This is a genomic window from Pseudomonas sp. 30_B, from assembly GCF_017491605.1.
Classification (GTDB): domain Bacteria; phylum Pseudomonadota; class Gammaproteobacteria; order Pseudomonadales; family Pseudomonadaceae; genus Pseudomonas.
The window spans coordinates 67,435-79,652 of the sequence record NZ_JAFGYY010000018.1 but is presented as its reverse complement, the minus strand read 5'-3'; the positions used below and the strand labels follow the sequence as shown (position 1 = coordinate 79,652).

Sequence of the window (12,218 nt, the reverse complement as noted above, 5' to 3'; positions counted from 1 at the left end):
TTTTTCAGTAAGTTAGCGAAAAAAGTGCTTGACGCTCCAAAACGATCGCGTAGAATGCGCCCCACACGACAGGCACATAGCTCAGTTGGTTAGAGCACCACCTTGACATGGTGGGGGTCGTTGGTTCGAGTCCAATTGTGCCTACCAAACATAGCCGCTTCGGCGGTTGCGAAAAGGGCGATCCGAAAGGGTCGCCCTTTTTGTTTGCCCGCAGAAAAGTCGGCGTGCCTGTTATGGTGTCCTTTGGGGTGCGGTAGGAGGTGAGGATGAGCGGTCTACGATCCTGGTTGTTGTTCGGTGCGCTGCTGGCGTCCGCGCCGGCGCTGGCGGATATGCAAGTGGTCTGGCCGGAGGGCTGGAGTGTCTCGCGCTCGCCGAAGGAGGCGGTGGCGGATGCTCCGCTGATTCGCCAGCGCGGCGTGCGTCTGGCGGAGGATGGCTCCCAGGAGTTGGTCATGGAGGTTACGCGCAGCCGTTTGGGTGCCGATACCTCTATTAATGTGGAGAACGTCATCGGCGAGATGCGCAAGACGCTGCAGAAGGACTTCCTCCGCCAGGGCTTCCAGGCTGCGTGCAGCAAGCCGCAGGCGGTGAAGCTGGGCGGTCTGGAGGGGCTGGAGGTGCGTTGTGGCATCAGTCGGAACGGTACCGAAGTACTGAAGCAGACCTTGCAGGTGGCTTTGGGTGACGGTGCAGCCTACTCGCTGACCTATGCGGCCCCGGCGGAGCGCTATGCGGCGCTTGCAGGAGAGATCGAGTCGGTGAAGGCCGGGATCAGCCTGCGCTGAGGATTGTGCGGGTGCTTGTCTTATATAGAAGGCAGAAAGCAAAAAGCCCCGCTTTGGCGGGGCTTTTTATTTTCAGGCTCAAGCTCAGGCGGCGAGGGTGGCCTGCACGCGCTCGATCACCGCTTGCAGTGGCGCTTCGGCCTGGTACTGCTGCGGATAGAGGCGCTCGGTGTGCTTGGCGATGCCGTGCTCGTTCACCAGCGTGAAGCTGAAGCCGTGCTTGCGCTTGGCCTGGATAACGCAGTTCAGAGGGGCGAAGGCCACCGAAAGGGTGTGAATCGCCTCCTGGATATGCGGGGAGGTTTTCATTGTCTTGTCTTTCCAAATAGGTAACGGTCCTATGACCGTTGAATTCTTAAAAAGCTCCGGGTGCCATCTGAGAATGCAGAAAACGTATGACCGGAATATGGCAGCGAATGGAAACTTGAGGGTCGGTTCGCGTCAGTCTGCGGTGTTGGGTGAAAGCAGTTGAACTGACGTAGGCGCAATCGCTCGGGCAAACTTTCCTGGCGCGGCTGACGTGCTCTGGAATCGATGCGGAGGAGGCGCTGGCCGTGGCCCTGTAGTGCCCAGCTTCAACCCTGGATCAAGGTAGGGGAGTGCTGGGAGGGGCGACCTTTGGTTTGGTACTCGCGTTTGGGATTATATGGAGTTCTGTTGGCAATGGCCAGCTGATGCTGTGCCGTTGGTCAGAATTATTGCGAGTGAGTAAAGAAAAAGCCGCAGGGCGGGAGCGCACTGCGGCTTTTTTCGTCTTACTTCTGCAGCCAGGATTCGACGGTTTCAGCGCCGAACTGTTGCTTCCAGGCTTTCAGGGTCTTGTGATTGCCGCCCTTGGTCTCGATGACTTCGCCGGAATTGGGGTTTTTGTAGACTTTCAGCTGGCGGCTGCGGCGATGCTGGATCGGCGCCGGTTCGCTGGTGGTCTGCGGGTCGAGAATGTTGATGACATTCCGCAGATTCATGCCGTACTGGTCCATCAGGGCTTGCAGTTGGTCCTTGAACTCCAGCTCCTTTTTCAGGCTGCTGTCATTCTTCAGTTTTTCCAGCAGGGCGAGTTGTTCTTTAAGCTTGCGTTCGGCTTCGCGGAATTCCGCAAGTTTGGACATCATATGCTCCCGTCGGCAGGGGTGAATTGTGGGGGCGATTCTCTGTTCTAGTCGTTATCGCCGTCAACTATGGATATGAATTGTTGCGATTCGGGCAATACGTCTTAAATCCTTCGGGCTGTTATCCGGGCGCAGATTAGTTGTTTCTTGAGGGATAATGCTTGGATTAAAGGGGTGGCGCCGGCCAAGCCCCTCTGAATACTGTGTGCTTTATTGTGGTGCGTTGAGTGCGAGTGCTGGATGAATAACGAGATTGTGCGGTATCGGGTCAATGATTATGAGCTCGCGTGCCAGGTGGTGGGGCAGGGGGCTCCGCTTGTGCTGGTTCACGGATCGCTCTGCGATTACCGCTATTGGCAGGGGCAATTTGCTGCGTTATCGGCTCGCTATCGGGTGGTGGCGCCCAGTCTGCGGCATTATTTCCCAGAGCAATGGAATGGCGAGGGCGCGGGTTTCACCACCGAGCAGCATGTGAGCGATCTGCTTGCGCTGTTGGACCAGTTGCCCGGCCCTGCGCATCTGCTCGGGCATTCGCGCGGTGGCAATCTCTGTCTGCGCGTGGCGTTGGCGGCGCCGCACAAGTTGCGTTCCCTGACGCTGGCCGATCCGGGCGGAGACTTTATCGAGGACGTATTTCGTATGGCGGGTCTGGTCTCGCCAATATCTCCGGTAGAGCGCAATCAGTTTCGCCAGCAGGCGCTGGACATGATTCGCGCGGGACAAATTGGCGAAGGGTTGCAGCTCTTCGTCGATACGGTGAGTGGTGTGGGTGTGTGGGAGCGTTCTTCACAGCAATTCCGTGAAATGGCCACAGCCAATGCCATGACTCTGGTGGGGCAGGTGGCGGATCATCCGCAGCCGATTTCCGATGCTCAACTTGATCAGTTGCAATTACCGGTTCTATTGATCGGCGGGGCGAAGAGTCCGGAGCCTTTCCCGCGCATTATCCAGGCGCTGCAATCGGCGCTGATCGATGTCCGTACTGCGATGATTCCCGGTGCCTCCCATGGCATGAACGTGATTCGTCCGGCGTCCTTCAATCGCACCGTGCTGGAATTTGTCGACCAATATTGAGCGATGTCAGGGCTGCCGCTCGTCAGTCATCGAAAGTTGCAGTAACATCGCACGCCCTGCCCGCTATCGTTTGCGGGCGGGTTTTATCCGATTTTCTTCCAGTGATCTCCGTCCGCGCGCGAATGCGCAGGGTGCCGACAAGGCGCCTGCCACTGTGAGGCAGGCCTGCCCGGCGGGCGACGCTTACTGGCACATCCCAACCCATGTGGCCTTTCGTAGGGGTCACCACTAGGAGAGGAGGCGCCATGCCCATCATTACTCTTCCCGACGGTAGTCAGCGTTCCTTCGATCATCCGGTCAGCGTGACCGAGGTGGCGCAATCCATTGGCGCGGGCCTGGCGAAAGCTACCCTGGCCGGCAAGGTCAACGGCCGCCTGGTCGATGCCTGCGACATCATCGACAGTGACGCGACCCTGCAGATCATTACCCCGAAGGACGAGGACGGGCTGGAAATCATCCGCCACTCCTGCGCTCACCTGGTGGGCCATGCGGTCAAGCAACTGTACCCGACCGCCAGGATGGTCATCGGCCCGGTGATCGACGAAGGCTTCTATTACGACATCGCCTTCGAGCGCCCCTTCACGCCGGAAGACATGGCAGCCATCGAAAAGCGCATGGCCGAGCTGATCGACAAGGACTACGACGTCATCAAGAAGATGACCCCGCGTGCCGAAGTCATCGAGACCTTCAAGGCTCGTGGTGAGGAGTACAAGCTGCGCCTCATCGACGACATGCCGGACGAGAAGGCCATGGGCCTGTACTTCCACGAGGAGTACGTGGACATGTGCCGTGGCCCGCATGTGCCGAACACTCGCTTCCTGAAGGCCTTCAAGCTGACCAAGATTTCCGGCGCCTACTGGCGTGGCGACTCGAAGAACGAGCAGCTGCAGCGCGTCTACGGCACTGCCTGGGCGGACAAGAAGCAACTGGCGGCCTACATCCAGCGCATCGAGGAAGCCGAGAAACGCGATCACCGTCGCATCGGCAAGCAGCTCGATCTCTTCCACCTCCAGGAAGAAGCGCCGGGCATGGTTTTCTGGCACCCCAACGGCTGGACCGTTTACCAGGTGCTCGAGCAGTACATGCGCAAGGTGCAGCGCGACCACGGCTACGTGGAAGTCCGTACTCCGCAGGTGGTCGACCGCATCCTCTGGGAGCGTTCCGGTCACTGGACCAACTACGCCGAGAACATGTTCACCACGGCGTCGGAAAGCCGCGACTTCGCGGTCAAGCCGATGAACTGCCCGTGCCACGTGCAGATCTTCAATCAGGGCCTGAAATCCTACCGCGATCTGCCGCTGCGCCTTGCCGAGTTCGGCGCCTGCCACCGCAACGAGCCGTCCGGCGCGCTGCACGGCATCATGCGCGTGCGTGGCTTCACCCAGGACGACGCCCACATCTTCTGCACCGAAGAACAGGTGAAGAAGGAAGCTGCAGACTTCATCAAGCTGACCCTGCAGGTCTATTCGGACTTCGGCTTCACTGACGTTTCCATGAAGCTGTCCACTCGTCCGGCCAAGCGTGTCGGTTCCGAAGAGTTGTGGGACCGCGCCGAAAGTGCGCTGGCCGACGCCCTGAACGAATCCGGCCTGGAGTGGGAATACCAGCCGGGCGAGGGCGCTTTCTACGGTCCGAAGATCGAGTTCACCCTGAAGGACTGCCTCGGCCGTAACTGGCAGTGCGGCACCCTGCAGTACGATCCGAACCTCCCGGAGCGTCTGGATGCCAGCTATATCGCCGAAGATAACAGCCGTACCCGTCCGGTCATGCTGCACCGCGCGATCCTCGGCTCCTTCGAGCGCTTCATCGGCATGCTGATCGAGCATTACGCCGGCCTGTTCCCGGCCTGGCTCGCGCCGACCCAGGCCGTGGTGATGAATATCACTGACAAGCAGGCCGAATGGGCTGAAGAAGTGGTGCGTCAGCTCGAGCAAAGCGGATTCCGTGCCAAGTCTGACTTGAGAAACGAGAAAATTGGCTTTAAAATCCGCGAGCATACTTTGCTCAAGGTTCCCTATCTGTTGGTTATCGGTGATAGGGAAGTTGAATCGCAGGCCGTCGCCGTACGTACGCGCGAAGGGGCAGACCTCGGCTCGATGCCGATCGCCCAGTTCGCTGAGCTGCTGGCTCAGGCGGTTTCCCGGCGTGGTCGCCAAGACTCGGAGTAATCATTATTAAGCGTGAAATGAGACAGGATAAGCGGGCTCTCCCGAAACCGCCGATCAACGAGAACATCACCGCCCGTGAGGTTCGTCTGATTGGTGCTGACGGTCAGCAGATTGGCGTGGTCTCCCTCGACGAGGCCCTCCGTCAAGCCGACGAGGCCAAGCTGGACCTGGTAGAAATTTCTGCTGATGCGGTGCCCCCTGTCTGCCGCATCATGGACTACGGCAAGCACCTCTTCGAGAAGAAGAAGCAGGCCGCTGCTGCGAAGAAGAACCAGCACCAGCAACAGATCAAAGAAATCAAGTTTCGTCCAGGGACGGAAGAAGGGGATTACCAGGTAAAACTACGCAACCTGGTACGTTTCCTTAATGAAGGGGACAAGGCCAAGGTATCGCTTCGATTCCGTGGTCGTGAGATGGCCCACCAGGAGCTGGGCATGGAGCTGTTGAAGCGGGTCGAAACCGACCTCGCCGAATTCGGCACCGTGGAACAGCATCCCAAGCTGGAAGGACGCCAGCTGATGATGGTCATCGCTCCCAAGAAGCGTAAATAACCTCCCGGGCACTGGCAGGCCTGATGGTTATCAGTTGTTAACGAATGCGGAGTACTAAACATGCCAAAGATGAAAACCAAGAGTGGCGCCAAGAAGCGCTTCAAAGTGACTGCTGGTGGCATCAAGCACAAGCACGCTTTCAAGAGCCACATCCTGACCAAAATGACCACCAAGCGTAAGCGTCAGCTGCGCGGCACCTCGCTGCTCGCTGCTTCCGACGTTCGCCGTGTAGAACGCTCCCTGCGTCTGCGTTGATTTCTGGTAGAGGATAGATAAATGGCTCGTGTTAAGCGTGGCGTGATTGCCCGTCGTCGTCACAAGAAGATTCTGAAGCTCGCAAAAGGCTACTACGGCGCGCGTTCGCGCGTGTTCCGCGTTGCCAAGCAGGCGGTAATCAAGGCTGGCCAATACGCCTACCGTGACCGTCGTCAGCGCAAGCGTCAGTTCCGTGCCCTGTGGATCGCCCGTATCAACGCTGGTGCTCGTCAGAACGGTCTGTCCTACAGCCGTCTGATCGCTGGCCTGAAGAAGGCGGCCATCGAGATCGACCGTAAGGTCCTGGCCGATCTGGCTGTGAACGAAAAAGCGGCGTTTACCGCGATTGTCGAGAAAGCGAAAGCCAGCCTGGCTTAAGCCCCACGACAGTTACCGGATCTCGGTCCGGACGTAACGTCACCGATAGGGGAAGAGCCTTACCGCTCTTCCCCTATTTTGTATCTGGAGTTGGTACATGGAAAACCTGGACGCGCTGGTTTCGCAGGCCCTGGATGCCGTGCGAAACACCGAAGACGTCAACGCCCTGGAGCAGATCCGGGTTCACTACCTCGGCAAGAAAGGCGAGCTGACCCAGGTCATGAAGACCCTGGGCGACCTGCCGGCCGAAGAGCGCCCCAAGGTCGGCGCGCTGATCAACGTCGCCAAGGAAAAGGTTCAGGATGTGCTGAACGCCCGCAAGGCCGAGCTGGAGGGCGCCGCCCTCGCCGCCAAGCTGGCTGCCGAGCGCATCGACGTGACCCTGCCGGGCCGTGGCCAGTCCTCCGGCGGCCTGCATCCGGTCACCCGCACCAAGGAACGCATCGAGCAGTGCTTCACCCGCATCGGCTATGAAGTGGCCGAGGGTCCGGAAGTCGAAGACGACTACCACAACTTCGAAGCACTCAACATTCCGGGCCACCACCCTGCGCGTGCCATGCACGACACCTTCTACTTCAATGCGAACATGCTGCTGCGCACCCATACCTCGCCGGTACAGGTCCGCACCATGGAAAGCCAGAAGCCGCCGATTCGCATTGTCTGCCCGGGCCGCGTGTACCGCTGCGACTCCGACCTGACCCACTCGCCCATGTTCCACCAGGTCGAAGGTCTGCTGGTCGATGAAGACGTCAGCTTCGCCGACCTCAAGGGCACCATCGAAGAATTCCTCCGCGCCTTCTTCGAGAAGGAATTCTCCGTCCGCTTCCGTCCGTCCTTCTTCCCCTTCACCGAGCCTTCGGCGGAAGTCGACATCCAGTGCGTGCTCTGCAGCGGCAAGGGTTGCCGCGTCTGCAAGCAGACCGGCTGGCTGGAAGTCATGGGTTGCGGCATGGTCCACCCCGACGTGCTGCGCATGTCCGGCATCGATCCCGAGAAATACCAGGGCTTCGCCTTCGGCATGGGTATCGAGCGCCTGGCCATGCTGCGCTATGGCGTGAACGACTTGCGCCTGTTCTTCGACAACGATCTGCGGTTCCTCGGCCAGTTCCGCTAGCCCGCACGACCGTCAACGCATTTAGGAGAGCAGGATGAAATTCAGTGAACAGTGGCTGCGGAGCTGGGTAAATCCGCAGGTATCCCGTGACGAGCTGGTGGCTCGTCTGTCCATGGCGGGCCTCGAGGTCGACGCCGTGATCCCGGTTGCCGGCCAGTTCAGCGGCGTGGTTGTGGGCGAAGTGCTGTCGACCGAGCAGCACCCGGACGCCGACAAGCTGCGTGTCTGCCAAGTCAGCAACGGTTCGGAGACCTTCCAGGTCGTCTGCGGCGCCCCCAACGTGCGCCCGGGTCTGAAGATCCCCTTCGCCATGATCGGCGCCGAACTGCCGGGCGACTTCAAGATCAAGAAGGCCAAGCTGCGCGGCGTTGAGTCCAACGGCATGCTCTGCTCGGCCAAAGAGTTGGAAATCAGCGAAGAGAACGCCGGCCTGATGGAGCTCGCCGCGGATGCGCCGGTGGGCGCCAACATCCGCGACTACCTCGAACTGGACGACGCCTCCATCGAGATCGGCCTGACCCCGAACCGTGGCGACTGCCTGTCCCTGACTGGCCTCGCCCGCGAAGTCGGTGCGCTGTACAGCGCCGAGGTCAAGCCGGTGGTGGTCAACGCCGTTGCGCCGCAGATCGACGAAGTACGCACTGTGGAGCTGTTGGCGCCCAAGGCCTGCCCGCGTTACCTCGGTCGCGTCGTCCGCAATGTTGACCTGAGCAAGCCGACCCCCCTGTGGATGGTCGAGCGCCTGCGCCGTTCCGACATCCGCAGCATCGACGCCGCCGTCGACATCACCAACTACGTGATGATCGAACTGGGCCAGCCGATGCACGCCTTCGATCTCGACGAGATCAAGGGCGGCGTACGCGTGCGCATGGCGGAGGAGGGCGAGAAGCTCGTCCTGCTCGACGGCCAGGAAGTCACCCTGCGCGCCGACACCCTGGTGATCGCCGACCACGAACGCGCCCTGGCCATTGCCGGCGTGATGGGCGGCGAGCATAGCGGCGTTGCTGCCAAGACCCGCGACCTGTTCCTCGAAAGCGCTTTCTTCGACAATATCGCCGTTGCCGGCAAAGCTCGTTCCTATGGCCTGCACACCGATGCGTCGCACCGCTTCGAGCGCGGCGTGGATTCGCAACTGGCCCGTCGCGCCATGGAGCGCGCCACCGAACTGCTGCTGCAGATCGTCGGCGGCGAAGCCGGTCCGATCGTGGAAGCCGTCAGCGAAGCCGATCTGCCGAAGGTCGCGCCGGTCACCCTGCGCGCCGAGCGCGTCACCCAGATGCTGGGCATGACCCTGGAAAACGCCGAGATCGAGCGTCTGCTCACCGCCCTGGAATTCGACGTCCAGAAAGCCGGTGCCGATGCCTGGACCGTGGGTGTGCCGAGCCATCGCTTCGATGTCTCCATCGAAGTCGACCTGATCGAAGAGCTGGGCCGCCTGTACGGCTACAACCGTCTGCCGGTCCGCTACCCGCAGGCTCGCCTGGCGCCGAACACCAAGTCCGAATCCCAGGCCGAACTGCCGGCGCTGCGCCGCCTGCTGGTCGCCCGCGACTACCAGGAAGCCATCACCTACAGCTTCATCGATCCCAAGCTGTTCCAGCTGTTCCATCCTGGCGTCGAGCCGCTGATGCTGGCCAACCCGATCTCCGCCGACATGGCTGCCATGCGTGCCTCGCTCTGGCCGGGTCTGGTGAAGTCCCTGCAGCACAACCTCAACCGCCAGCAGACCCGTGTGCGCCTGTTCGAAAGCGGCCTGCGCTTCGTCGGTCAACTGGAAGGGCTGGTACAGGAAAACATGCTCGCCGGCGTCGTCTGCGGTGCCCGTCAGCCGGAAGGCTGGGCCAACGGCCGCGAGAACGTCGACTTCTTCGACGTGAAAGCCGATGTCGAAGCGCTGCTGGGTAACGCCGGCGCCATCGATGCTTTCACCTTCTCCCCGGCGGAACACCCGGCGCTGCACCCGGGCCAGACCGCCAAGATCGAACGCGACGGCGTGCTGGTCGGCTACCTGGGCGCCCTGCATCCGGAACTGGCCAAGGCGCTGGACCTGGATCGCCCGGTCTATGTCTTTGAGCTGGTACTGGCCGAAGTGGCCAAGGGTCGCCTGCCGAAATTCAGCGAACTGTCGCGCTTCCCCGAAGTGCGCCGTGACCTGGCCCTGATCGTCGATCTGGATACCCCGGCAGAATTCGTCCTGGCAAATATCCGTGAAACGGCGGGGGAATGGCTGACGGACCTCAGGCTTTTTGACGTCTACCACGGTAAAGGCATTGATCCGCTTAGAAAAAGCTTGGCGGTTGGCTTGACCTGGCAGCATCCATCACGCACTCTTAATGATGACGAGGTGAACGCGACTACGCAGAATATCGTCGCCTCGCTGGAACAAAGGTTCAACGCCACGTTAAGGAAGTAGCGTATGGGGGCTCTGACGAAAGCTGAAATTGCTGAACGTCTGTACGAAGAGCTGGGCCTGAATAAGCGGGAAGCCAAGGAACTGGTGGAGCTCTTCTTCGAAGAGATCCGCCAGGCGCTGGAGCATAACGAACAGGTGAAGTTGTCGGGTTTCGGCAACTTCGACCTGCGCGACAAGCGCCAGCGTCCCGGACGCAACCCGAAGACGGGAGAGGAAATCCCGATCACAGCCCGGCGCGTCGTCACCTTTCGTCCAGGGCAGAAACTGAAGGCCAGGGTTGAGGCTTATGCTGGAACCAAGTCATAACGACGAGCTGCCCCCCATTCCGGGCAAGCGCTACTTCACCATCGGTGAAGTGAGCGATCTTTGCGCGGTGAAGCCGCACGTGCTGCGGTACTGGGAACAGGAGTTCCCGCAACTCAACCCGGTCAAGCGACGAGGCAACCGGCGCTACTACCAGCGCCAGGATGTCCTCATGATTCGCCAGATCCGCGCGCTGCTCTACGACCAGGGCTTCACCATCGGCGGCGCTCGTCAGCGCCTCACCGGCGACGAAGCACGCGAAGACGCCACCCAGTACAAGCAACTGATCCGGCAGATGATCGCCGAATTGGAAGATGTGCTGCATGTGCTGCGCAAGTAACTGAAAAAAATGAAAAAAGCACTTCTCCAAAGCAAATGCTTGGGGTATAGTGCGATCCGCTTCTGAGGGAACTCGGAAGCAACGTCGGGGCGTAGCGCAGCCTGGTAGCGCACTTGCATGGGGTGCAAGGGGTCGAGTGTTCGAATCACTCCGTCCCGACCAAATAACTCCACGACTTAGGCCAGTTCAGAGATGAGCTGGCCTTTTTCGTTTCAGGGACTTTTGCGGGACTTTTCATCCTGCCTTCCTCCTCAGTATCGTCAGCGCCGGCCCTCGCGAGTCCGTCGCCGATATCTTGTTGGCCTCATCGATCAGTTTTCCCAGCTCCGCCGCCGAGTAGTGACTGGTGATGCTACCGTTCTTGTGGCCCAGCAGGGCCCGCCTGTCTTCCTCGGTTACACCGGCTGCCCGGAGCCTTCTCCCGAAGGTGTGCTTCAGGTCGTGAATGCGGATCGAAGCAAATCCCTTCGGTGCCGGTCGCAGGAAGCGTTCCTGATACTTCTTCGCCGCCCGGATCCGCGCCTTCTTCCAGGCGGAATCGTTCATCCGATGAACCGGTGTCGCCTTGCCGTTCCTGTCGGGCATCCCATACGGGAATACCCAGACCGGATCTAGGCCGCGCTGCCCCTCGATGACCGATTTGGCCACCGTGTTCAGCACAACCAGCCGTTCCTCTCCGTTCTTCACACCTGATCCCTTGTCCCTACCTCCAAAGTCCGAAGGAATCAGGAACACGCTGGTATCCAGCTCCGGTACCGGGATCTCCCAGTCCCACCTCAGCTTGACCACTTCCTGCTCCCGAGAGCCGCAGTTGACCTTGTAGAGCGCCATTCGCCGCAGGTGGTCCGGCAGTTCCGAGAACAGCAGCGATTGCTCTTCCCACGAAAGCGGGTAGGGCGTTCGCCTCGATCGCTTCTCGTCCAGCTTGCTGATCATCGGTACCGTGTCCAGCCAGGGCCGTTTCTCTTCATCGCGCCATTTTCGGGCGCATAGGTTGAGAATACGGATGACTCTCTCCAGGGCGATGTTCACCGTCCTTGGGGTTACTCCAGGCTTCACCTTGCCGGTCGATGTCCTGCCCGGCTTCAGTTTGTCCTTGATGTACGGGGCAAGCGACTCGTCATCGACGTGCGTGAGCGGTAGGTTGCCGATGTAGGGATCCAACTGCTCAAGGTAGATGGCGGCCAGGCCGATCGACGGCATGTCCTTGTATTCCACCAGGTAGCGTGTGGCGGCTTCTCGCCAGCTCCTGATTCGGCGAATACCGTAGACCTTCTCTTCTCGCAGCTTCTCGAGCCGGTGTATCAGGTACTGTTCTGCTTCCTCCCGGTTGCTTGTTCCAGTGCTTTCTTGAAGTCGCTGACCTCTGACGACCTTGTCGACATGCCAGATTCCGTTTCTCTCGTAGAGGCCAGTGATGGTTTTTCGCGCCATGGTTTTTCTCCTTGGCGCTCGCTGCGGAATCGATCTTGTCCCTGGGCACCGTTCTTTTCAATAACCGCTCGTTCGATGTAGTCGTCTACCCAGGCGTCCAGTTCCTCGCGATCAAAGCCGATGCCTTGCAGGCCTATGCGAAATTCGCGGACATATGGGCGTACGGTCTTGTTGAACTCATCTCTGCACATCCCGAGATAAGCGGGCGCCGCCCCGGCCCGGATAACGCGTGGTGGGCAAGAAAGCCGGTTGGGCAGGGGTTGCCTGCTGGCGTCTGACATGGCATCTGCC

The 12,218-nt window shown here is 60.1% G+C and carries 14 protein-coding genes and 2 tRNA genes; 13 read left to right on the top strand and 3 right to left on the bottom strand.

The features are described from left to right. Positions 1-70: 70 nt before the first annotated feature. Both J5M67_RS19510 and J5M67_RS19505 read left to right on the top strand, forming a co-directional pair. Positions 71-147 (top strand) — tRNA-Val (locus J5M67_RS19510). Between the two features lie 119 nt (positions 148-266). After that, positions 267-788: a DUF4946 domain-containing protein gene (locus J5M67_RS19505; RefSeq protein ID WP_207886972.1), complete on the top strand. Its 522-nt coding sequence runs from the start codon at positions 267-269 to the stop codon at positions 786-788. Positions 789-872: 84 nt separating this feature from the next. Here J5M67_RS19505 and J5M67_RS19500 read toward each other — a convergent pair whose 3' ends face one another. Both J5M67_RS19500 and J5M67_RS19495 read right to left on the bottom strand, forming a co-directional pair. Beyond that, complete coding sequence (locus J5M67_RS19500) at positions 873-1,097, bottom strand: hypothetical protein (RefSeq protein WP_207886971.1); 225 nt, start codon at positions 1,095-1,097, stop codon at positions 873-875. 446 nt (positions 1,098-1,543) lie between these two features. After that, positions 1,544-1,897 (bottom strand): histone-like nucleoid-structuring protein, MvaT/MvaU family, encoded by a 354-nt coding sequence (locus tag J5M67_RS19495; RefSeq protein WP_207886970.1) that lies wholly within the window; start codon positions 1,895-1,897, stop codon positions 1,544-1,546. Between the two features lie 240 nt (positions 1,898-2,137). On the opposite strand from J5M67_RS19495, the gene J5M67_RS19490 reads away from it, so the two are divergent. The 10 genes from J5M67_RS19490 (at position 2,138) to J5M67_RS19445 (ending at position 10,655) form a co-directional block, all read left to right on the top strand. Continuing rightward, entirely contained in the window at positions 2,138-2,971 is an 834-nt protein-coding gene (locus J5M67_RS19490; protein ID WP_207886969.1) for an alpha/beta fold hydrolase, read from the top strand. 245 nt (positions 2,972-3,216) lie between these two features. Next, the gene (thrS, locus tag J5M67_RS19485) at positions 3,217-5,139 is read left to right on the top strand and encodes a threonine--tRNA ligase (RefSeq protein WP_207886968.1); all 1,923 of its coding nucleotides are present in this window, start codon (positions 3,217-3,219) and stop codon (positions 5,137-5,139) included. After that, on the top strand, positions 5,139-5,690 hold the full coding sequence (gene infC / locus J5M67_RS19480) for a translation initiation factor IF-3 (protein WP_207887006.1): 552 nt from the start codon (positions 5,139-5,141) through the stop codon (positions 5,688-5,690). The genes thrS and infC overlap by 1 nt, the downstream gene beginning before the upstream one ends. A 60-nt stretch (positions 5,691-5,750) precedes the next feature. Next, positions 5,751-5,945, top strand: a complete 195-nt coding sequence (rpmI, locus tag J5M67_RS19475) for a 50S ribosomal protein L35 (protein ID WP_205334978.1) — start codon at positions 5,751-5,753, stop codon at positions 5,943-5,945. Positions 5,946-5,966: 21 nt separating this feature from the next. Beyond that, a complete protein-coding gene (rplT, locus tag J5M67_RS19470; protein ID WP_003099086.1) occupies positions 5,967-6,323 on the top strand; it encodes a 50S ribosomal protein L20 in 357 nt (118 codons plus the stop codon). A 97-nt stretch (positions 6,324-6,420) separates the two neighbouring features. Further along, a complete protein-coding gene (pheS, locus tag J5M67_RS19465) occupies positions 6,421-7,437 on the top strand; it encodes a phenylalanine--tRNA ligase subunit alpha (RefSeq protein ID WP_017516492.1) in 1,017 nt (338 codons plus the stop codon). A 34-nt stretch (positions 7,438-7,471) separates the two neighbouring features. Then, entirely contained in the window at positions 7,472-9,850 is a 2,379-nt protein-coding gene (pheT, locus tag J5M67_RS19460) for a phenylalanine--tRNA ligase subunit beta (protein ID WP_207886967.1), read from the top strand. Between the two features lie 3 nt (positions 9,851-9,853). Further along, positions 9,854-10,156, top strand: coding sequence for an integration host factor subunit alpha (gene ihfA / locus J5M67_RS19455; RefSeq protein WP_003090661.1), 303 nt, complete (start codon positions 9,854-9,856; stop codon positions 10,154-10,156). Further along, entirely contained in the window at positions 10,137-10,493 is a 357-nt protein-coding gene (locus J5M67_RS19450) for a MerR family transcriptional regulator (RefSeq protein WP_015476661.1), read from the top strand. Before ihfA ends, J5M67_RS19450 begins: the two co-directional genes overlap by 20 nt. Positions 10,494-10,578: 85 nt before the next feature. Continuing rightward, positions 10,579-10,655, top strand: a tRNA-Pro gene (locus J5M67_RS19445). A 72-nt stretch (positions 10,656-10,727) separates the two neighbouring features. On the opposite strand, the gene J5M67_RS19440 is transcribed toward J5M67_RS19445, so the two are convergent. Further along, on the bottom strand, positions 10,728-11,927 hold the full coding sequence (locus tag J5M67_RS19440; protein ID WP_207886966.1) for a tyrosine-type recombinase/integrase: 1,200 nt from the start codon (positions 11,925-11,927) through the stop codon (positions 10,728-10,730). A gap of 35 nt (positions 11,928-11,962) precedes the next feature. Between J5M67_RS19440 and J5M67_RS19435 the strand changes: the two genes are divergently transcribed. After that, positions 11,963-12,205: a hypothetical protein gene (locus tag J5M67_RS19435; RefSeq protein ID WP_207886965.1), complete on the top strand. Its 243-nt coding sequence runs from the start codon at positions 11,963-11,965 to the stop codon at positions 12,203-12,205. The last annotated feature ends 13 nt before the right edge of the window (positions 12,206-12,218 follow it).

Coding starts and splice junctions, on each gene's coding strand:
- rpmI (WP_205334978.1), top strand. CDS start 5,751: ATGCCAAAGATGAAAACCAAGAGTGGCGCCAAGAAGCGCTTCAAAGTG.
- J5M67_RS19505 (WP_207886972.1), top strand. CDS start 267: ATGAGCGGTCTACGATCCTGGTTGTTGTTCGGTGCGCTGCTGGCGTCC.
- J5M67_RS19440 (WP_207886966.1), bottom strand. CDS start 11,927: ATGGCGCGAAAAACCATCACTGGCCTCTACGAGAGAAACGGAATCTGG.
- J5M67_RS19450 (WP_015476661.1), top strand. CDS start 10,137: ATGCTGGAACCAAGTCATAACGACGAGCTGCCCCCCATTCCGGGCAAG.
- J5M67_RS19495 (WP_207886970.1), bottom strand. CDS start 1,897: ATGTCCAAACTTGCGGAATTCCGCGAAGCCGAACGCAAGCTTAAAGAA.
- J5M67_RS19500 (WP_207886971.1), bottom strand. CDS start 1,097: ATGAAAACCTCCCCGCATATCCAGGAGGCGATTCACACCCTTTCGGTG.
- J5M67_RS19490 (WP_207886969.1), top strand. CDS start 2,138: ATGAATAACGAGATTGTGCGGTATCGGGTCAATGATTATGAGCTCGCG.
- rplT (WP_003099086.1), top strand. CDS start 5,967: ATGGCTCGTGTTAAGCGTGGCGTGATTGCCCGTCGTCGTCACAAGAAG.
- ihfA (WP_003090661.1), top strand. CDS start 9,854: ATGGGGGCTCTGACGAAAGCTGAAATTGCTGAACGTCTGTACGAAGAG.
- pheS (WP_017516492.1), top strand. CDS start 6,421: ATGGAAAACCTGGACGCGCTGGTTTCGCAGGCCCTGGATGCCGTGCGA.
- thrS (WP_207886968.1), top strand. CDS start 3,217: ATGCCCATCATTACTCTTCCCGACGGTAGTCAGCGTTCCTTCGATCAT.
- pheT (WP_207886967.1), top strand. CDS start 7,472: ATGAAATTCAGTGAACAGTGGCTGCGGAGCTGGGTAAATCCGCAGGTA.